Source organism: Variovorax paradoxus (assembly GCA_016806145.1).
Taxonomy (GTDB): Bacteria; Pseudomonadota; Gammaproteobacteria; order Burkholderiales; family Burkholderiaceae_C; genus Variovorax.
The window spans coordinates 6226130-6245413 of sequence record CP063166.1; the positions used below are offsets into that span (position 1 = coordinate 6226130).

At 70.6% G+C, this 19284-nt stretch carries 14 protein-coding genes; 6 read left to right on the top strand and 8 right to left on the bottom strand.

Annotation, left to right across the window (positions count from 1 at the left end):
- Positions 1-3 precede the first annotated feature (3 nt).
- Genes INQ48_29110 through INQ48_29120 form a run of 3 tightly spaced genes read left to right on the top strand, consistent with a single transcriptional unit; the run spans position 4 to position 3046 of the window.
- On the top strand, positions 4-855 hold the full coding sequence (locus INQ48_29110) for a hypothetical protein (protein QRF57306.1): 852 nt from the start codon (positions 4-6) through the stop codon (positions 853-855).
- A 51-nt stretch (positions 856-906) separates the two neighbouring features.
- Positions 907-1476: a lipocalin family protein gene (locus INQ48_29115; protein QRF57307.1), complete on the top strand. Its 570-nt coding sequence runs from the start codon at positions 907-909 to the stop codon at positions 1474-1476.
- A 13-nt stretch (positions 1477-1489) separates the two neighbouring features.
- Positions 1490-3046 carry a cryptochrome/photolyase family protein gene (locus tag INQ48_29120; protein QRF57308.1) on the top strand — a complete coding sequence of 519 codons (1557 nt, stop codon included), beginning with the start codon at positions 1490-1492 and terminating at the stop codon, positions 3044-3046.
- Positions 3047-3069: 23 nt separating this feature from the next.
- Here INQ48_29120 and INQ48_29125 read toward each other — a convergent pair whose 3' ends face one another.
- The 8 genes from INQ48_29125 to INQ48_29160 form a co-directional block, all read right to left on the bottom strand.
- The gene (locus INQ48_29125) at positions 3070-3726 is read right to left on the bottom strand and encodes a cupin domain-containing protein (GenBank protein ID QRF57309.1); all 657 of its coding nucleotides are present in this window, start codon (positions 3724-3726) and stop codon (positions 3070-3072) included.
- Positions 3723-4379: a sigma-70 family RNA polymerase sigma factor gene (locus tag INQ48_29130; GenBank protein ID QRF57310.1), complete on the bottom strand. Its 657-nt coding sequence runs from the start codon at positions 4377-4379 to the stop codon at positions 3723-3725. Before INQ48_29130 ends, INQ48_29125 begins: the two co-directional genes overlap by 4 nt.
- Positions 4380-4484: 105 nt before the next feature.
- The gene (locus INQ48_29135) at positions 4485-9200 is read right to left on the bottom strand and encodes a ricin-type beta-trefoil lectin domain protein (GenBank protein ID QRF57311.1); all 4716 of its coding nucleotides are present in this window, start codon (positions 9198-9200) and stop codon (positions 4485-4487) included.
- A 173-nt stretch (positions 9201-9373) separates the two neighbouring features.
- Complete coding sequence (locus INQ48_29140; GenBank protein QRF57312.1) at positions 9374-10237, bottom strand: aldolase; 864 nt, start codon at positions 10235-10237, stop codon at positions 9374-9376.
- A gap of 173 nt (positions 10238-10410) precedes the next feature.
- Positions 10411-11391 (bottom strand): aldo/keto reductase, encoded by a 981-nt coding sequence (locus tag INQ48_29145; protein ID QRF57313.1) that lies wholly within the window; start codon positions 11389-11391, stop codon positions 10411-10413.
- On the bottom strand, positions 11388-12344 hold the full coding sequence (locus INQ48_29150) for an ABC transporter permease (GenBank protein ID QRF57314.1): 957 nt from the start codon (positions 12342-12344) through the stop codon (positions 11388-11390). Before INQ48_29150 ends, INQ48_29145 begins: the two co-directional genes overlap by 4 nt.
- 80 nt (positions 12345-12424) lie before the next feature.
- A complete protein-coding gene (locus INQ48_29155; protein ID QRF60947.1) occupies positions 12425-13927 on the bottom strand; it encodes a sugar ABC transporter ATP-binding protein in 1503 nt (500 codons plus the stop codon).
- 17 nt (positions 13928-13944) lie between these two features.
- Positions 13945-14997, bottom strand: a complete 1053-nt coding sequence (locus INQ48_29160; GenBank protein ID QRF57315.1) for a substrate-binding domain-containing protein — start codon at positions 14995-14997, stop codon at positions 13945-13947.
- Between the two features lie 177 nt (positions 14998-15174).
- Between INQ48_29160 and INQ48_29165 the strand changes: the two genes are divergently transcribed.
- Genes INQ48_29165 through INQ48_29175 form a run of 3 tightly spaced genes read left to right on the top strand, consistent with a single transcriptional unit; the run spans position 15175 to position 19207 of the window.
- The gene (locus tag INQ48_29165; protein ID QRF57316.1) at positions 15175-16701 is read left to right on the top strand and encodes a carbohydrate kinase; all 1527 of its coding nucleotides are present in this window, start codon (positions 15175-15177) and stop codon (positions 16699-16701) included.
- On the top strand, positions 16698-18455 hold the full coding sequence (locus INQ48_29170) for a glycerol-3-phosphate dehydrogenase/oxidase (GenBank protein QRF57317.1): 1758 nt from the start codon (positions 16698-16700) through the stop codon (positions 18453-18455). The genes INQ48_29165 and INQ48_29170 overlap by 4 nt, the downstream gene beginning before the upstream one ends.
- Complete coding sequence (locus INQ48_29175; protein QRF57318.1) at positions 18452-19207, top strand: GntR family transcriptional regulator; 756 nt, start codon at positions 18452-18454, stop codon at positions 19205-19207. The genes INQ48_29170 and INQ48_29175 overlap by 4 nt, the downstream gene beginning before the upstream one ends.
- Positions 19208-19284 lie beyond the last annotated feature (77 nt).

Here is a 19284-nt window from a genome sequence, read left to right on the forward strand (position 1 = left end):
ACCATGTCTCCCCACGATTTCAAACCCCTCCCGCTGATGCCCACGGCGACGGCCGGCGGCGCGCCCGGCGGCACCGGCTCCAGCCCCTGGGCGCCGCTGCCCTACGCCGACGTGCCGCGCTTCGATGCGCGCAGCCTGATCGCCCACTGGAAGCGCTTGCATGCCGGCCACGAGATGCCGGCGCCCGAGCACAACGAGGCGCTGGCCGAGGGCTGGGCGCTCTATCACAGCGGCGAGTTCGAACGCGCCGCCGCCATCGGCCTGCTGCATGGCGCCGAGGGCCTGGCGCTGGCCAACCAGGCGACCGCGATCTATGCCAACTACCTCGAGCCGCGCGAGGCCGTGCGGCTCGCGATGTTTCGCCAGGTGGTGGAGCGCGCCGGCGCACGGGTCGCGGCCGAACCCGACGACTGCCAGGCGCTGTACTGGCAGGCCTATGCGATGGGCCGCTACAGCCAGGGCATCAGCGTGGCGCGCGCGCTCGCGCAGGGCCTGGGCACGCGGCTCAAGGAGGCGCTCGAACGCGTGATCGCGCTCGAGCCGCGCCATGCCGACGCCCACGTCGCGCTCGCCACCTTCCATGCCGAGGTGATCGACAAGGTCGGCGCGCTGGTCGGCCGCATGACCTACGGCGTGCGGTCCGAGACCGCGGTCGAACTGTTCGAGCACGGCATCGCGCTGCATCCGCACTCGGCCAGCGCGCTGATGGAGTACGCGCGCGCGCTGCTGATGCTGCATGGCGACGCGCGCATGGCCGAGGCCACGCGGCTCTACGAGAAGGCCGCGGCGCTCCAGCCGGCCGACGCGAAGGAGCGGCTGGACGTGGAGCTCGCGCGCGCCGGCCTGTCCGAGTAGGACGGCGCCGCGACCGATGATCCGGTGGACGCGCGCGCGCGTACGGAGGGCATGAACCCACCTTCCCTCGCCTCTTGCGTCGATCTCAAGCGCACGGCCGCCTGGCTGGCCCCTTGCCTGTGCGCCGCGCTGACGGCCTGCGCGACGCCGACGCCGTCGATCGCGCCGGCGCCCCAGGTCGACATCGCGCGCTTCATGGGCGACTGGTACGTGATCGCGCACATCCCGACCTTTCCGGAGAAGAACGCGTTCAATGCCGTCGAGTCCTACGCTCAGCGGCCCGATGGCCGCATCCAGACCGACTTCCGCTACCGCGACGGCAGCTTCGAGGCGCCGGTCAAGACCCTGCATCCCGTGGGCACCGTGCGGCCCGACACCGGCAACGCGGTCTGGGGCATGCAGTTCATCTGGCCGATCCAGGCCGAGTACGTGATCGCCGACGTGTCGGCCGACTACCAGAGCACCATCGTCGCGCGCAGCAAGCGCGACTACGTCTGGCTGATGGCGCGCACGCCCGAACTGACGCCCGAGGCCTACGCGCAGGCGCTGCGCAAGATCGAGGCGCTGGGCTACGACCTCGCGAAGCTGCGCCGCGTGCCGCAGCGCTGGCCGGAGCGGTGAGCAGAGGCTGCGCATGATCCGCCGGCTGGTGCTGGTGCTCGGTGACCAGCTCGATGCCGACGCCGCGGCGTTCGACGGCTTCGACAACGCCCGCGATGCCGTCTGGATGGCCGAGGTGGCCGAGGAGTCGACGCATGTGTGGTCCAGCCAGCCCCGCATCGCCCTGTTCCTCGCGGCCATGCGCCACTTCGCCGCCACCCTCGCGGCGCTGGGCCGCACGGTGCACTACGGCCGTCTCGACGATCCGGACGCGCACCCTGGCCTCGGACAGGCGCTGGCATCGGCCATCGACCGGCTGCGACCGGAGGAACTGGCGCTGACCGCGCCCGGCGACCACCGCGTGCTGCGGGCGCTGCGCGCGGTGGCGCGCGCGCACGGCCGGCCGCTGCGGATCGAGAAGGACCGGCATTTCTTCTGCACGGTGCGCGAGTTCGCGGCCCATGCCGCCACGCGCTCCACGTTGCGCATGGAGTTCTTCTACCGCGAGATGCGGCGGCGCCATGGCGTGCTGATGGACGGCGACGAACCGTGCGGCGGCCGCTGGAACTACGACGACAGCAACCGCAAGCCCTTCGGGCGCGGCGGCCCCGGTGAGTTGCCCGCGCCGCCGCGCTTTGAGCCCGATGAGCTCACGCGCGAGGTGCTCGCGCTGGTCGCGCGGCGCTTCGCCGATCATCCGGGCCAGCTCGAGTCCTTCGCCTGGCCCGTGACCCGCCCGCAGGCCCTGCAGGCGCTGGCGCGCTTCGTGCGCGAGCGCCTGCCCTTCTTCGGCCGCTGGCAGGACGCCATCTGGCATGGGCAGCCCTGGCTCTGGCACTCCCAGTTGTCGGCCGCGCTCAACCTCAAGCTGCTGAACCCGCGCGAAGTGGTGCGGGCCGCGGAGAGCGCCTATCGCGGCGGCGACGTTGCGCTGGAAAGCGCCGAAGGCTTCATCCGCCAGATCCTCGGCTGGCGCGAGTACGTGCGCGGCATCTACTGGACCCGGATGCCCGGCTACCTCGAACTCAACGCGCTCGATGCCCGGCTGCCGCTGCCGCGCTTCTACTGGAGCGGCGAGACCACGATGGCCTGCCTCGCCGACGCGATCGGCCAGACCCTGGCGCACGGCTACGCCCACCACATCCAGCGCCTCATGGTCACGGGCCTCTACGCCCAGTTGCTCGGCGTCGATCCGAAGGCGCTGCACGCGTGGTACCTGGCGGTCTATGTGGATGCCGTGGAATGGGTCGAGCTGCCCAACACGCTGGGCATGAGCCAGTCGGCCGATGGCGGCCTGATGGGAAGCAAGCCCTATGTTGCGAGCGGGCGCTACATCGAGCGCATGAGCGGCGGCAGCGCCTGCGCGAACTGCCGCTTCCGACCCGGCGAGCGCGTGGGCGAGAGCGCCTGTCCCTTCACGACCCTGTACTGGGACTTCCTGATGCGCCACCATGCGCGCCTCGCGGCCAACCCGCGCATGCGCATGCAGCTCGAAGGCCTCGCGCGCATCGACGCGCCCGAGCGCGCGCGCATCGCGCAGCAGGCCGCGGCGATCCGCGAGGTCGCGGCCAGCGGCGAGAGCGTGGCCTGAGCGAGCAGGCCCGCCGCCGCTTCCTACATGCCTATCAGGCCGGCCATCGCGCGCGCGATCGGGCTGTCGAAGCGCATCGATCCCTCCACCGCGGCCAGGCAGATGCATTCGCCGCCGCCCTGCACGGTCGGCTGGTGATGGACGCTGCCATCGGCCACGTCGAAATCGCCGGCGCCGAACACCTCGCGGCCATCGTCGAAGGCGCCGTGCAGGATCTGCGTCCACTCGCTGCCGCTGTGCGAATGCACGGGCAGGCCGCGGCCCTCGGCGATGCGCAGCAGGAACAGCCTGGCGCCGGGGTCCGACGGCAGGCGCAGCCGGCTCCAGCGCATGCCCGGGGCCAGGAAACGCCACCCGGTCGCGCTACAGGCCTCGAGGGCGCGCGGCCAGACCATGCCGGCCGGCAGCGCCGGCAGCGCGGGCGCCGGCCTGCGCGCGGGCACCTTGCGCGGCGGCGCGTCGATGGCGGCGAGCGTGTTGGCCAGGGCCTGCGGCGACAGCAGCCCCGGCTCCAGCTGTTCGAGCAGCACGCCCCCCGCGCACTCGAGCAGGCCGACGCGCGCGCGGCACTGCGCGCAGGCTTCGAGGTGCGTGGCCATGACCAGCGAAGGCCCCGCGGCCAGCGTGCCGGCCGCGAAGGCCAGCAGCAGATCGTCGCCGGGGTGGTGATGGATGGTCATGGGGTTCCTTCGAGCAGCTGGCGCAGGCGCCCGATGGCGGCACGGATGCGCGACTTCACGGTGCCCAGCGGCAGGTTCAGCGCCTGCGCGATCTTCGGGTGCGCCTGGTCCTCGAAGAAGGACAGGCGCAGGATGTGCACCTGCTCGGGCGACAGGCGCGCCATGGCCGAGCGGATGCGCGCCTCGTTCTCGCAGGCCAGCACCTGCTCGTCGAGCGCCGGCGCCGGATCGGGCAGTTCGGCCGCTTCGTCGTCGATGTCGGCCAGCAGGTGGTTGCCCTGGCGGCGCATGAAATCCACGCGCCGGTTGCGCGCGATCGCGAACACCCAGGTCGAGGGCGATGCGCGTTGCGGGTCGAACAGCCGGGCCTTGCGCCAGACGTTCACCATGGTCTCCTGCGTCAGTTCCTCGGCCAGGGCATCGCTGGCGCCCGCGAGCATGAGGAAGGATTTGACGCGCGGCGCGAAATGCTTGAACAGCGCGGCGAACGCCTGGCGGTTGCCATCGCGCGCGACGGCTTCGAGCCATTCGGCGAGCTGGTCAGGTGTCGGCACGGGTCTTTTTCGCTGGTCCTGGGTCACGATCGACAGCCAGGGCGATGGGGAACCGGCTGCGGCACTGGCAGCGATTATGGCTTTGGGGGCGGTGCGCATGCCCGCTGTACGCGGCGGCCACCGGTTCGGATCGCGCGGATGGGCAGGGCGGCCCCAAAAAAAAGCGCGCCCGCGGGCGCGCCCTCCCCTTTTCGACCGCGCCGCTCAGGGCAGCTGGGTCCAGTTCTGGTTGTTGCCGCCGTTGCAGGTCCAGGTGATCAGCGCCGTGTCCTGCGTGGTGGATCCGTTCGGGACGTCGAGGCAGGAGCCGGAGGCGCGGTTGCGCAGGGTCGAGCCGACCACCGTCCACTGCGTCGCGTTGCCGGCCGTGCAGGCCAGTTGCACCACGGCGGCATTGGTGGTCGCGTTGCCGCTCTGCGCCAGGCACAGGCCGCTGTGCTGCGCCACGAACTGCACGTAACCGCCGCTGCTGGTCACCGTGAACTTCTCGTTGGCGTCGTTGCCGCAGGGCCACTGCACCGCGGTGGCGCCGCTGGCGGTCGACACGCCCTTGATGTTCACGCACAGGTTGCTGGCGTCGGAGCGGATGCGCGCGACCAGCGGCGGCGCGGTGTCGAGCGAGCGCACGTACTCGCGCAGCGCCACCACATCGGCCGGCGGCAGGCCGTTGGCGTTGCCGTGGCCGCTGTCGAGCACAGCCTGCAGCGAGGCGGCCTGGCCGTTGTGGAAGAACGAGGTCACGCCCCAGGTGCCCGACAGCGTCGGCGTGTCGAAGCCCACGCCCGGCAGCGGCTGGTTGCCGCCCTTGCCCGACGAGAGCTGGATCGTGCCCACGTCGTGCCGCTGGCCGTCGCGGAAGGTGCCGCCGGTGTGGCAGGTCGCGCACTGCGCGGTGTTGAACACCGTCTGGCCGCGCGCGGCCTCCACGCTGAGGTTGCCGTCGGCCGCGCGCGCCGGGCTGCGCATGAACTTGTCGAGCGACGACAGGTAGGCCGCGAGGTCGTCGAGCTGCGCGTTGCGGCCGGCCTTGGGCGTGCCCAGCGGATTGGAGGTGGCCGCGAAGTCGGCATTGCTCAGGAAGCCGGTGCCGCCGAACTCGTTGCGGATGTCGTTCTCGAAGTCCTGCACCTCGTCGAAGTTGGCGCTCCAGTGCAGCCGGCCGTGGCTCATGCCGCGCCGCCCCTGCAGGCTGATGGTGCGGCGCAGGCCCTCGCCGCGCTGGGTGAAGTCCCACACCATGCCGTCGTCGCCGCCATCGGCATGGCAGCTCGCGCACGAGATGTAGTTGTCCTTGCTCATGCGCCGGTCGGCCGCGTTGTAGAACACCTGCTTGCCGCGCAGCGCGGCCGCGGCCAGCGGCTCGGTCGCCACGGTCTGCACGTTGCGCACGAAGACCGCCGCGTTGCTCTCCGAGGCCAGCACCGCCGCCACGTCGTGCACCGACACCGAGCGCGCGAGGAAGTTGTTGACGAACAGGCGCTTGCGCGCGGCGTCGAGGAACAGGCCGTGCGGCGCGCTGCTGGTGTCGATCTCGCCGCGAACCGAGCGCGTGTAGGAATCGACGATCGCCACCCGGTTGCCTTCCATCTGCGCCACGAAGATGTAGTCGCCCGCGGGCGAGAACAGCGCGGCGCGCGCCGGCGCGCGGTCGTCGAAGTCGATCTGTTCGCCGGCCACGTGGGCCGCCGACTGCAGGTCGACCTGCGACAGGATCGAGCGCACGGTCTGGTCGTGCACCAGGTCGCGACCGTCGCGGAAGCGGCCGCGCACGATGTTGTCCTTCTTCGAGGGCAGGATGGCGCGCTTGCCGTCGGGCGAGATCACGACCTGGCTCAGGTAGTTGGCCACGCCGCGCGCGCCGGCCTCGGTGTCGACGGTGGTCGTGTCCACCGGCAGCGCGATGGTCGACAGCGCGCTCATCGAGGCCAGGTTGACCTTGTAGAGCTCGCCGCCGGTCATCTTCGACTTGAAGCGCGTGACGTAGGCGATCTGCGCATCGCCCGTGACCGCGATGCCGCGCACCGTGCCGTCGAGCGGCAAGGTGGCCGTGACCGCGCCGGTGGAGGGATTGAAGCTCACGAGCCGCGACTTGCTCTCCAGCGTCAGCAGGCCCTTGGCGCCGTCGGGCGTGAAGACCACGCCGTAGGGACCGCTGCCGTAGTCGAACGGCACGGTGACCGAGACGCTGCCGTCGGCGGCGTTGAGCGCGACCAGCTTGTCCTCGCCCTGCACCGCGACCCAGACGCGGCCGTCGGGGCCGAGCGCCAGCGTCTTGGCCTCGCTGCCCACCGACACCTCCCACAGCTTGGCCAGGCTCTGGGCGTCGATCGCCGCCACCGTGCCGCTGTCGGGATTGACCGCGTAGACCCGGTTCGCATCGCCCGCGATGTTGCCGGTGTGCCGCGGCGCGCTCGCGGTGACGGGCGCGATGATGGTCACGTTGTAGGTGTAGTAGGTCTCGCGGCCCGCGCTGTCCTTCACCGTCAGGGTCACGGTGTAGTGGCCGGGCGTGGTGTAGGTGTAGCTGTAGCCGGCCTGGCTCGAGAAGGCCGTGACCGTGCCATTGCCGAAGTTCCAGCGGAACTGCGCGCCGCCGCTGCCGAGCGTGGCCGGGTTGAAGTTCAGCGTGCCGTTGACCACCTTCGGCCCGCCGCCGATGCCGGGGTCGCCGATGATCGCCTGGCCGCGCAGGGTCGCGACCTCGGCATCGCCGAGCACGCGGTTGAACACCCGCACATCGGCCAGCGTGCCCTTGAAGAAGTCGGCATTGCCCTGGATCTGGCCCAGCCACTGGAACTTGGTCGAAAGGCCCTTCACGCCGGCGAGGCCGGTCGAGCTGGTCTTGGCGCCGTCGATGTACATGGTCTGCGCACCCGAACCGGCGTCGCGCGTGAGCACCACGTGGTGCCAGTTGCCGTCGTTGACCGGCGCGGTCGAGCGCGTGCCCGGGTTGTTGCCGGCCGCGTTGGCCACCGACAGGTTGAGCCGGCCCGTGTTGTCGAGCCAGCCCCAGAACACGTCGTCGGCGCCGCCCGACTGGTCGCGCCCGAAGATGCCGGGCGCGGTCCAGGCGTTGGCGCTGCCGTTCTGCGTGGTCTTCATGTAGAAGCTCAGCGAGGCGGTGCCGCCCAGCACGGTGGCCACGCCGTCGTTCTTGAGCTGCACGCCGCCCGCGCGGTTCGCGAAGTTCAGGCCGATGCTCTCGAAGGCGTCGCCGGATGCCGGCGTGCCGTCGTTGTTCGAGATCGGGTCGCTGAGCTTGCCGTTGAGCGCCCAGTGATAGCTCAGGCCCACCTCGGCCGCATTGCCGGTGTTGAAGGTGGACTTGAAGTCGGCGCCGATGGCGTTGCCCGCATAGTCCTTCACGCCGTTGGCCGGCAGGAACACCTCGTAGCTGGTGCCCGGCTGCAGCGGCTGCGTGGGATGGAAGTTGACGATGCCCAGCTGCACGCTGTAGGTGCCCGCGAGCGTGTTGCCGCCCACAGGCCGCACGATGAAGGTGTTGGCGTTGACGCTCTCGGGCCGGATGTTGTCGGTCATGCCCAGGCCGATGCGCGAGGTCAGCGCCTGCTGCTTCGCGCCGTTGGCGGGGGAGACCTGCTTGACCTCGGGCCGGGTGGTGTCGGGGTCGACCTGGTGCACGACGAATCCGCTGCCCGAGCCGTGGTCGTTGCCCACGAACACGAGGTTGCCGAACATCGCGACCTGGCCGTTGTCCGAGTGCGAAAAGTTCGGATCGTCCTCGCGCAGGATGCTGCCGCGGCCCACCTCCACGTGATTGAGCGGATTGCTCACGTCGACCTTGTGGATGCGCGTCTGCGCGCCCTGGATCACGTAGTGGTCCTGCGTGGCGCAGTACAGCTGCTCGTCGATGACCAGGCGGTTGTCCTCGGCCACGAATCTCGAGCGGTCGATCAGGTCGTAGCTGTACATCTTCGCGCCGCTGTTGCGCGTGGAGACATGCAGGTTCCGGCCGTCGAAGCAGGTCGCGTAGTAGAACGGCGTGGTGCCCACGATGGCGTCGAGCACCTTGGGATTGAGCGGGTCGGAGATGTCGAGGCTCGCGAAGCCGCCGTTGCTCTCCATCGCGGTCAGCACCATGTGGTTGCCCATCGTGAAGATCGGGCCGATGCGAAAGCCGCCGAGTTCGCCGGTGGGCACCGGGTTGGCCTTGCCGGCGCCGCGGTTGGCGAGCACGGCGTTCGCGGGGTCGGCGGCATCGACGATGAACATGCCGCGGCCCGCCGAAGCCACGTACAGATACGGCGCCTGCCACCAGAGCTGCCAGGCGACGTTCTCGTAGTCACCGGCATTGACACCGGGCAGCGCCAGCTTCTTCACCTGCTTGATGTCGTTGACGTCGGTGAAGTCCCAGAACTCCACGCCGTTGATGCTGGGCAGCACCACGTAGGTCTTGTCGCCGATCCGCGCGGTGCCGAAGGAGTGCGTTTCGCGGAACTCGCTGGTGCGGCCCTCGGGCTCGTAGATCTTCTTGACGAGCCGGAGCTGGCGCGGGTTCGACACGTCGTACAGCAGGAAGCCGCCCGGTCCGAGGCCGCTGTCAGGGGCGAAGGACGTGAGGAAATAGCCGTTGACCATGATGCCGGCGTTCATGCCGTAGTCCTTGCGGCCCGGGTAGGTGGCGGGCACCTCGCGCGACTCGTGGGCGCTGCTGTGCGCGGGGTCGAGCGGATGCGCCGGGCTGGTGATCATCGACACCGGCTTGAACAGCTCCTCCGAGGTGTAGGTGAGGTTGCCCAGCCCCGGCCCCTGCAGCGGGAGCGGATCGGCGACGGCCTCGGACACCGCGGTCGCCATGTTGCCGAGGGTCGTCATCGGACTGACCCCGGTGATCGCCGCGTGCGTCAACAGGGTGACGAACGGCACCATCAATGCCATCACGTAATACCGGATCTTCATCGTTGCCTCCAAGTGTTGTTGGAAGTTCGCAGGGGAATCTGCTGGCTCGTTCTTCTCTGGCTCGAATCACGACATGCGCGCGCAGCGCACCCCGGCGGGCGACGGGCGTCGCCTGCCGTGACGAAAAAAACCTGTTCGCCGGAAGCCGCGCGAAAAGCCGCGCCGAAGCCGGGCTACCGGCTTCGCGCCGCGCCGCCCGATTCGTAGAGGGCCCAGGCCGCTTCCGCGCTGGCGCCCTCGTGGATCATCGCCATCAGCGCGCTCACCACCGCAAACGGGTTGGCGTGCTGGTAGACGTTGCGGCCGTAGACCATGCCCACCGCGCCCTGGTCGAGCAGCACGCGCGAGCGCGCGAACACCTGCTGCAGATCTTCGCGGCCGCCGCCGCGCACCAGCACCGGGCAGCGCGCGGCCTGCACCACGCGATGGAAGTCCTCGGGGTCGCTGGTCGGGTCGGCCTTGACGATGTCGGCGCCCATCTCGCGCGCGAGCCGCACCAGGGTCACGATCTTCTCGGCGTCGCCGTCGACCATGTAGCCGCCGCGGCCCGCGCCGTGCGCCTGCATCACCAGCGGCTCGATCATCAGCGGCATGCCATAGCGGTCGCAGTCGGCGCGCACGCGCGCGATGTTCTGCACGCACTGGCGGAACAGCTCGGGCTCGTCGGGCAGCATGAACAGGTTGACGACCACGCAGGCCGCGTCCATCTGCACCGCGGGCAGCACGGGGTCGTGCTCGTTCTGCAGCACGGCCCACATCGAGCGGTGGCGCGTGGCGTTGTAGGGATTGCCCATGTCCAGCCGCATCACCAGCGCCGGGCGTTCATGGCCCGGGCGCAGCTGCAGCAGGTCGGCCTGGCCGTAGTTGAGCTGGATCGCATCGGGCGCCGCAGCCACCAGGCGGTCGATGACGCCCGGCATGTCCTCGAGCCCGTCGAGGAAGCTGGGCTCGTTGCACACGCCGTGATCGAGCGCGATGTCCAGGCCGCGGCCGGCCTTCAGCAGGCGGGCGATGCGGACCTCTTTGCCTTTCGACATACGAAAGAACTCCTTGAAGGTGGGTAAGAAACGATGAACGCTGTGCGTCCGTTATCTGCAAGACCGTTCGGGCTGAGCCTGTCGAAGCCTCGCGCGGCGCTTCGACCCTTCGGCAAGCTCAGGGCTGGCCAAGCTCAGCGTGAACGGCCCGTCGAGTGGGCGTCGACCGGACATCACGCCAGCGCGCCCAGGTGCCGCTTCGCGGCGGTATCGATCTGCAGCAGCGCGTCGGCGCCGAGCGCGACCGAGCCGGCCGCGGCGTTCTGGATCGCCTGCTGCCGGTTGCGCGCGCCGCACAGCGACAGCGAGACGGCGCCGTGCTCGAGCGTCCAGGCGATCATCATTTCGGAGAACGAGCAGCCCAGCGCGGCGCGCAGCGGTTCGAGGTCGGCGAAGAAGGCCGCGAGCCGCGCGCGGTTGTCGGCGCCAAAGCGCGGATTGCTCGCGCGCTGGTCGTCGCCCGTGAAGGCGCGCGCGGGATCGATCGGCCCCGCGAGCAGGCCCAGCGCGAGCGAGGAATAACCCATCACCGCCACGCCATGCTCCTTGCACAGCGGCACCAGCGTGGCCTCGATCTCGCGGTCGATCAGGCTGTAGCGCTCCTGCGCCGCGTCGACCGGGCCGTGGCGCAGGTACTCGGCGAGCGTGGCGGCATCGACGTTGCTCACGCCGATCGCGCGGATCTTGCCCTGCTTCTTCAGGTCGAGCAGCGCGCCCATGGTCTCGGCCACCGGCGTGGTGGCGTCCTGCCAGTGCGTGATGTAGAGGTCGATATAGTCGGTCTGCAGGTTCGCGAGGCTCTGCTCCACTTCGTACGCGATCGCATCGCGGCCGAGGTAGCGGTAGACGGGATGGCCGTCCTCCTCGAAGAAGTGCGTGCCCTTCTGCGTATGCCACACCAGGCCGCACTTGGTGGCGATCACGGCCTCGTGGCGCCGGCCCTTGAGTGCGCTGCCCACCAGCCGCTCGGAGCGGCCCAGGCCGTAGGCCGGCGCGGTGTCGATCAGCGTCACGCCCGCGTCGAGCGAGGCCTGGATCGCCAGCGTCGCGCCCGCGTTGTCGCCACCGCCCCACATCCATCCGCCCATGGCCCAGGTTCCCAGGCCGATCGCCGAGCAGCGTATGCCCGACGGTCCCAGCGTCGTCGTCTTCATCTCTTGGTCTTCCTCACGTTGAGCAGGTGGTCGATGGTCACGGCCACGAGCAGGATCAGTCCCTTGATCACGTCCTGCCAGTAGGGCGAGACGTCGAGCAGGATCAGCGAGCTCGTCACCACCGACAGCAGCGCCAGGCCGAGCACCGCGCCGAGCACGGTGCCCGAGCCGCCCTTGAGGCTGGCGCCGCCGATCACGGCGGCGGCGATCACGTTGAGTTCCATGCCCATGCCGAAGGTGGGCGTGGCGGCGCCGAAGCGCGCGGTGTAGATCACGCCGGCCAGGCCGGCCGAGGCCGAGCACAGCACCGTGACCCAGAACTTCACGCGGCCCACGCGGATGCCCGAATAGAGCGCGGCCTTCTCGTTGCTGCCGACGTAGAACACCTTGCGCAGCAGCGTGGCGCGGCGCAGCACGAAGTCGCTGATGGCGACGATCGCGACGAAGATCAGGATCACGGCCGGGATGCCGAACAGCGTGCCCTGGCCGATGAACTTGAACTCGGCCGGCAGCGAGAACAGCGACTGCGGCGTGCCCTGCGTGAAGGCCAGGCACAGCCCGCGCACGATCACCATGAAGGCCAGCGAGGCGATGAAGTGGTTCAGCCCGATGCGCGTGACGCAGCCGCCGATCATCGCGCCGATCATCGCGCTGGCGCCGATCGCCACCGCGCTCGCGAGCCAGGGGTCGACGCCCATGAGGAACAGCTTGCCGGTGATCACCATCGCGAGGCACACCACCGAGCCCACCGAGAGGTCGATGCCGCCCACGATCAGCAGGATGGTCATGCCGACCACCACGATGCCCTCGATCGAGAACGACAGCAGCATCGCGCGGACGTTCTCCCAGGTGAGGAAGTACGGCGACGCGAAGCTCATGCCCACGCACAGCACCGCGATGATCAGCAGCAGGCCGGCCTCGCGCATGCTGCCGAGTCGAAAGGGTAGGTTCACGGCGTCTCCTTTGGCCCCCGCCGCCGTGCCGGTGCCGGCGCTGCTCGCGGGGTTGGTGCCGTCTATTCTGAATTGGTAGCTCACTGCATCTCCTGTTCGCCCAGTCCCGAGGCCAGCCGCAGCAGGCCCTCTTCCGTCATCTCGGCCGTGCCGAGCTCGCCGGCCAGCCGGCCTTCGCGGATCACCAGCGCGCGGTCGCACAGGCCGATGATTTCCGGCAGTTCCGACGAGATCACGATCACCCCCACGCCCTGGTTCGCGAGCGCGCGCAGGATGTGGTGGATCTCGGATTTCGCGCCCACGTCGACGCCGCGCGTGGGTTCGTCCATCAGCAGCACCGACGGCTTCGTGGCCAGCAGCTTGGCGATCGCCACCTTCTGCTGGTTGCCGCCCGACAGGCTCGCGACCTCGATCGCCACGCCGTCGGACTTGAGGTTGAGCTGCGCGCCGAGGTCCTGCGCCAGCTTGCGCTCGGCCGCGCGTTCCATCAGGCCGAAGCGCGAGCTCACGCGCCGCAGCGCCATCGCGCAGACGTTCTGCGCGATCGGCAGGTCGAGGAACACGCCCGCGGCCTTGCGGTCCTCGCTGAGGTAGGCGATGCCGTGGCGCAGCGCGTCGGCGTACTTGCGGATCGCGAGCGTCTTGCCGCCGAGCCGCACGCTGCCGCGCCGCGCGGGCCGCAGCCCGCACACGGTTTCGGCGAGTTCGCTGCGCCCGGCGCCCATGAGGCCCGCGATGCCGAGGATCTCGCCGCGCCGGAGCGCGAAGGAGATGCCCTGCACGCGCTCGCCGTCGGCGATGTCGTCGACCTGCAGCAGCGTCTCGGGCGCCTCGGGCAGCGTGGCGCGCGGCGGGTAGTAGTTGCCGAGGTCGCGGCCCACCATGCGGCGCACCAGCTCGTCGGGCGTGGTGCCCGCGAGCGCGCCGCAGTGCACGTTGCGCCCGTCGCGCAGCACGGTGGCGCGGTCGCAGTTGGCGAAGATCTCGGCCATGCGGTGGCTGATGTAGATGATGCCGATGCCCTGCGCCTTGAGGTCGTGCAGCACGCGGAACAGCGCGGCCGACTCGAGCTCGGTGAGCGCGGCCGTGGGCTCGTCGAGGATCAGCACCTTGCAGTCGAGCGTGAGCGCCTTGGCGATCTCCACCAGCTGCTGGCTCGAGATGCCGAGCTCGTCCACGCGCGCGGCCGGGTCGATGTCCTGGCCGAGGCGGCGCAGCACCTTCGCGGCGCGCGCGTTGAGGCCGCCGTAGTCCATGAGGGCGCGGCCGCCCGCGTTGATCTCGGGCATGAAGATGTTCTCGGCGACGGTGGCGTCGCCGCACAGCGCGATCTCCTGGTGCACCAGGCCGATGCCCAGCCGCATGGCATGGGCCGGGCCGTCGATGCGCACCTCGCGGCCGTCGAGCGCGATCGTGCCCTCGTCGGGCTGGTGGATGCCGTCGATGATGTTCATCAGCGTCGACTTGCCGGCGCCGTTCTCGCCGCACAGGGCGTGGATCTCGCCGGCGCGCAGCGAGAAGTCCACGCCCGCGAGCGCGCGCGAAGCGCCGAAGCGCTTGCTGATGCCGCGCAGCGAGAGCAGCGGCTTCGGGTCGTCGCTCACTCGCCGATTCCCTTGGTGCCGCGGCGCGCCAGGTACTTGTCCCAGTAGAAGTCGTCGGCGTTGGCCTTGCTCACCACCGACAGGCCGTTGTCGAGGAAGGGCACCGACATCGGGTTGGTGCCGTTGCGCTTGGCGTCGTTCATCGGGTCGATGAGCTGCGGGTTCTTGGCCAGGAACAGCATCATCATCCCCATGTAGCCCTGCATGCCCTGGTTGGGATTGATGGCGCCGAACACGTCGCCGGCCTTGATCATGTCGAGGATCTTGGCGTTGACGTCGCAGCACATCACGCGGATGTTCTTCTTGGTCTCGATCTTGGCCTGCGCCGCGCCCAGCGCCGAGTTGGCCTCGGGCATGAACAGCGCGCCCAGGTTCGGGTTGGCCTGCGCGAGGCTCAGCACCGCCTGGTAGGCCTTGCTCGGGTCCTGGTTGCTGGCCGCGCGGCCCGCGAGCTTCATGCCCGGGTGCTTGGACTTCATGCGGTTGATGAAGGCGGCGATGCGGCGGTCGTGGTTGTCCTGGCCCGGGTTCTCGAGCACCGCGTACTCGCCCTTGCCGCCGAGCGCGGCGGCGATCGCGTCGGCCGCCTGCGTGCCTTCGCGGTCGTTGTCGGAGGTGACGAACGAGGCGCGCTTGGAGTTCGGCGAGTCGGCCGCGAAGGTCACGACCGGGATGCCCGCCGCCACGGCGCGGTTGATCGGCTCGATGAACGGATCGGGGTTCATCGGGTGCAGCAGGATGCCCGCGGGCTTGCGCGCCAGCTCTTGCTCGAAGGACGCGAGCTGCTTGTTCACGTCGTACTCGGGGGTGCCGGTGTAGCGGGTGCGCACGCCCAGCGTGCGGCCCAGCTGTTTCATCATTTCGTAGACCGGAAACCAGTACTCGACGCCCGAGACCATCACGTTCATCACGTAGACGTCGCTCGCGTTGCCGCGCAGGCCGGTGGCCGCCGGTGCGGCGGGTTGCTGGGCGAAGGCGCTGGAGCCGGCCAGGCCCAGGCCGGTGGTGGCTGCGGCGGCCGCCGCGGACTTCAGGAAATCTCTTCTCACTTCTGTCTCCTCGTGTTGCTCTGACCTGGCAGATGGGCCGCCTTGGCGGGTGGCTTTGGATCTCTAGTCGTCATGCTTGTTGTCATGACAGGTCAGAATGTATGCGGCTCGTTTTGGCCGGAATACTAGGGGAAACGCTACTGCGATCTGAACCAAATTGCCCGAAGCTGTTATGACATGACAACGAACATCTACCTGGGTATAGACATGGGGTCGAGCAGCCTGAAGGCGCTCGCGCTCGATGCCGACAGCGGCCGCACGATGGCGCTGGCGCGCGCCGCGCTGCCGCACGACCGGCGCCCCGGCGGCGGCTGCGAGGTGGCCGAGGCGGCGATCCATGCGGCGCTGGGCCGCGTGCTCGGCGCCATCGCGGGCCAGCTCGGACCGCTGGCCGCCGCGGTGCGCGCCATCGGCTGCACCGGTCACGGCGCCGGCCTCTATGCGCTCGACGCGGCCGGCCGGCTGGTCGGCGGCAGCGCGGTCGCCTCCACCGACCAGCGCGCCACCGCGCGGGCACTGAAGCTCGCGCGCAGCCACGGCGCGGCGCTGTTCGACGACGTGGGCTGCGGGCCCTGGCCCGGACAGCCGACGCTGATCGCGGCCGAGCTGTTCGGCCACGACGCGGTGCAGCGCGGCGAACTGCAGCGCCTGCTGTTCGCGAAGGACTACCTGGGCTTTCTCCTGACCGGCGAGACCGCCACCGACCTCAGCGACGCGAGCACCGCCGGGCTGGTGACGCTGGCCAGCGGCCGCTGGTCGCAGCAGGCCTTCGACGCCGCGGGCCTGTCGGACCTGTCGCCGCGCATGCTCGGGCGCATCGTGCCCAGCGGCGAGGTGTACGGCCGGCTGCTGCCGGCGCAGGCCGCGGCCTGCGGCCTGCCCGCTGGCGTGCCGGTGGCCATGGGCGCGATCGACCTGCTGGCCTCGATGACCGCGATCCGCGCCGAGGCGCGCGGCCATGCGGTGGCGGTGTTCGGCACCTGGAGCGTGAACGCGGCGATCGGAGCGGCCACGCCCGCGGGCACGCCCAAGCCGCCGGTGGCCGGGGTGGTGAACTTCGGGCCGACAGACCGCCGGCTCTACATGGAGAACAGCCCCTCGTCGATGGCCAACATCGCCTGGGCCGCCGAGGCGCTGGGCTTCGGCAGCGAGCAGGCCGTGATCGATGCCGCCATGGGCTCGCCGCTGGGCGCGCATGGCGTGCGCTTCCTGCCCTTCGTCAACGGCGGCAGCGCGCCGCCGGGCGCGAGCGCGGGCTTCGTCGGCCTGCGCAGCCACCATGGCCGCGCCGACATGGCGCGCGCGGTGGTCGACGCGGTGGTGGCGCTGCATGCGCGCCACCTGGGACGGCTCGCGGCCCACGGCCTGCTGCCCGAAGCGCTCACCATGCTCGGCGGCGGCGCGCGCGACGCGCGGCTGGCGCGGCTGCTGGCCGGTTTCCTCGGCCGGCCGGTCGCGCGCTGCGGCGACGACGAGACCGGCGCGCGCGGCGCGGCGCTCTATGCGGCCATCTCGCAGGGCCTCGACCTCGACGCGCCCGCCAACGCCCACCTGCTCGCGCCCTGCGAGACCCTCGCGCCCGAAGCGGGCGACATCCCGGCCTGCGCCGATTTCCTGGCCGGCTTCGATGCGCTGCTCGACAGCCTCGCACCGGCCTTCACCCTGACCACCGGCACCACCCGCATGCCGGATTCCGCACGATGAGCGCCTGGCAACTGCCCTTCACCCGTCCCGCCTCGCTCGCCGGACGCCATTTCTCCACCGTCATCGTCGGCGCCGGCATCAACGGCGTGGGCGTGTTCCGCGACCTCTCGCTGCAGCGCGTGGATTGCCTGATCGTCGACAAGGGCGACTTCGGCGCCGGCGCCAGCAGCGCGCCCTCGCGCATGATCCACGGCGGCCTGCGCTACCTCGAGAACGGCAGCTTCTCGCTGGTGGCCGAGGCCACGCGCGAGCGCAACCTGCTGCTGCGCAACGCGCCGCACCTGGTGAAGCCGCTGAAGACCGTGGTGCCGCTCGCGAGCCTGTTCGGCGGCATGCTCGGCAGCGCGCTGCGCTTCCTCGGCCGGCCGGCCTCGCCGCGCACGCGCGGCCTGCTCGCGGTGGCGCTGGGGCTGCGCCTGTACGACCTGCTGGGCCGGCGCCAGCGCGTGATGCCGGGCCACCGCATCGACCGCGTGCCGCCGCGCGACCGCCAGCTGTTCCGCGCGGCGATCCGCTGGACCGCCACCTTCTTCGACGCCTGGATCAGCCATCCCGAATGGCTGATCCTCGAGCTGATCGCCGATGCCTGCCGCGACCAGCCGCGCTCCACCGCGGTCAACCACTGCCGCGTGATGGGCTGCGCCGGCAACATCCTCACCCTGCGCGACGAGATCACGGGCGAGCTGGTGCGCGTGACCGCCGACACGGTGGTCAACGCCAGCGGCGCCTGGCTCGACCGCAGCACCGCGGTGCTCGGCGGCAGCGGGCCGCGCGTGATGGGCACCAAGGGCTCGCACCTGGTGCTCGCCCACCCCGCGCTGCGCGACGCGCTCGACGGCCGCATGGCCTACTTCGAGGCGATGGACGGGCGCGTGTGCATCGTCTATCCCTTCCTCGACCGCGTGCTGGTCGGCTCGACCGACATCCCGGTGGAAGACCCCGACCAGATCGCCACCGAGCCCGAGGAGGTCGACTACCTGCTCGAGGTGCTGCGCGAGGTGTTCCCCAACCTCGCCTTCGACCCGGCCGACGTGGTCTACACCTATGTCGGCGTGCGGCCGCTGGCGCGCTCCGATGCCGACAAGCCGGGCCAGATCTCGCGCGACCACTCGGTGGCCATCGATCCGCCGAACGCCACGCGCGACATCCCGATCGTCTGCCTGGTGGGCGGCAAGTGGACCACCTTCCGCGCGCTGGCCGAGGAGGCCACCGACGCGGTGCTGCGCCACCTCGGCCGCGCGCGCACCGCCTCCACCGACATGCTGCCGATCGGCGGCGGCGCCGAGTTTCCGGCCGACGCGGCCGCCACCGAGCGGCTGCTCGAACGCCTGATGGCCACCGGCGCGAACCGCCGCCGCGCCCAGGCGCTGTTCGCGCGCTACGGCGCCAAGGCGCTGCCGCTGGCGCAGCGGCTCGCGGCCTCGGGCGACGTGCCGCTGCTGCATGCGCCCGACTACTCGGTGGCCGAGATCGGCTACCTGTGCCTCGAGACCGGCGTGATCCACCTGTCGGACCTGGTGGTGCGCCGCACCCTGCTGGCGATCCGCGGCCAGGTCACCGACGCCGCGCTGGCCGAGATCGCCGGCATCGCGGCCGAGGCCCTGGGCTGGGACGCGCAGCGCCAGCGCGAGGAGCTCCATGCCTGTGCCACCGCGCTGCGCGAACGCCACGGCGTGCGCCTGCAGACCACCGCCCCGGCAACGGACTCCCCTTTGGATGCATCATTGATGGCCTCCAAGCCCATCCTCACGTGAACAGCCCGACCTTGACCGCGCCCGCCCTCGACCGGAATTCCGAATCGCCCCTGTGGGCCCAGTTCCGTGACCTGCTCCGCCGGCAGATCCTCCAGGGCGAACTGCCGATCGGCGCCAAGCTGCCGTCCGAGGCCGAGCTCGGCGACCAGTACGGCATCTCGCGCATCGTGGTGCGCGAGGCGCTGGCCGATCTGGTGCGCAACGGCCTCATCTACAAGATCAAGGGCCGCGGCGCCTTCGTCGCATCGCGCGAGCGCGACGATGATTTCGTTTCCACCGTGCTGGGCTTCTCCGACGAGATGGAGCGCAAGGGCCGCTCGGTGCGCACCCAGATCCTGACCCAGGAGCTGCGCCTGCCCACCGCGCTCGAGGCCGGCGCGCTCGGCCTGACCGAGGACACGCAGGTGGTCGCGCTCAAGCGCCTGCGCAGCGTGGACGGCGAACTGCGCCTCTTGGTCGAGACCGTGGTGCCGGCCGACATGGCGCCGGGCCTGCACCGCATCCGGCTCGAGGACCGCTCGCTCTACGACGTGCTGCGCCGCCAGTACGGCCTGCGCCCGGTGCGCGCCGAGCGCTGGATCGATGCGGTGCTGCCCGACGCCCAGACCTGCGAGCTGCTGAACCTGTCCGCGCCCGAGCCGCTGCTGCGCATCGAGTCGATCGCCTACGGGCTCAACGGCCGGCCGCTCGAGCACTACCTTGCACTGCACCGTTCCAAGTCGAGCCGGCTGCACGTGCAGACCACGACCTGAGTCCCCTCACGCGGCGCGGGCTCGAACGAGGGTGACTGTCGGGTCAGTAAGATGACCGATTCTTTCCACCCACTTCC

Bases quoted from the DNA above. Each gene is read 5' to 3' on its own strand.
- INQ48_29110 (QRF57306.1), top strand. From the start codon at position 4: ATGTCTCCCCACGATTTCAAACCCCTCCCGCTGATGCCCACGGCGACG.
- INQ48_29115 (QRF57307.1), top strand. From the start codon at position 907: ATGAACCCACCTTCCCTCGCCTCTTGCGTCGATCTCAAGCGCACGGCC.
- INQ48_29120 (QRF57308.1), top strand. From the start codon at position 1,490: ATGATCCGCCGGCTGGTGCTGGTGCTCGGTGACCAGCTCGATGCCGAC.
- INQ48_29125 (QRF57309.1), bottom strand. From the start codon at position 3,726: ATGACCATCCATCACCACCCCGGCGACGATCTGCTGCTGGCCTTCGCG.
- INQ48_29130 (QRF57310.1), bottom strand. From the start codon at position 4,379: ATGCGCACCGCCCCCAAAGCCATAATCGCTGCCAGTGCCGCAGCCGGT.
- INQ48_29135 (QRF57311.1), bottom strand. From the start codon at position 9,200: ATGAAGATCCGGTATTACGTGATGGCATTGATGGTGCCGTTCGTCACC.
- INQ48_29140 (QRF57312.1), bottom strand. From the start codon at position 10,237: ATGTCGAAAGGCAAAGAGGTCCGCATCGCCCGCCTGCTGAAGGCCGGC.
- INQ48_29145 (QRF57313.1), bottom strand. From the start codon at position 11,391: ATGAAGACGACGACGCTGGGACCGTCGGGCATACGCTGCTCGGCGATC.
- INQ48_29165 (QRF57316.1), top strand. From the start codon at position 15,175: ATGACAACGAACATCTACCTGGGTATAGACATGGGGTCGAGCAGCCTG.
- INQ48_29170 (QRF57317.1), top strand. From the start codon at position 16,698: ATGAGCGCCTGGCAACTGCCCTTCACCCGTCCCGCCTCGCTCGCCGGA.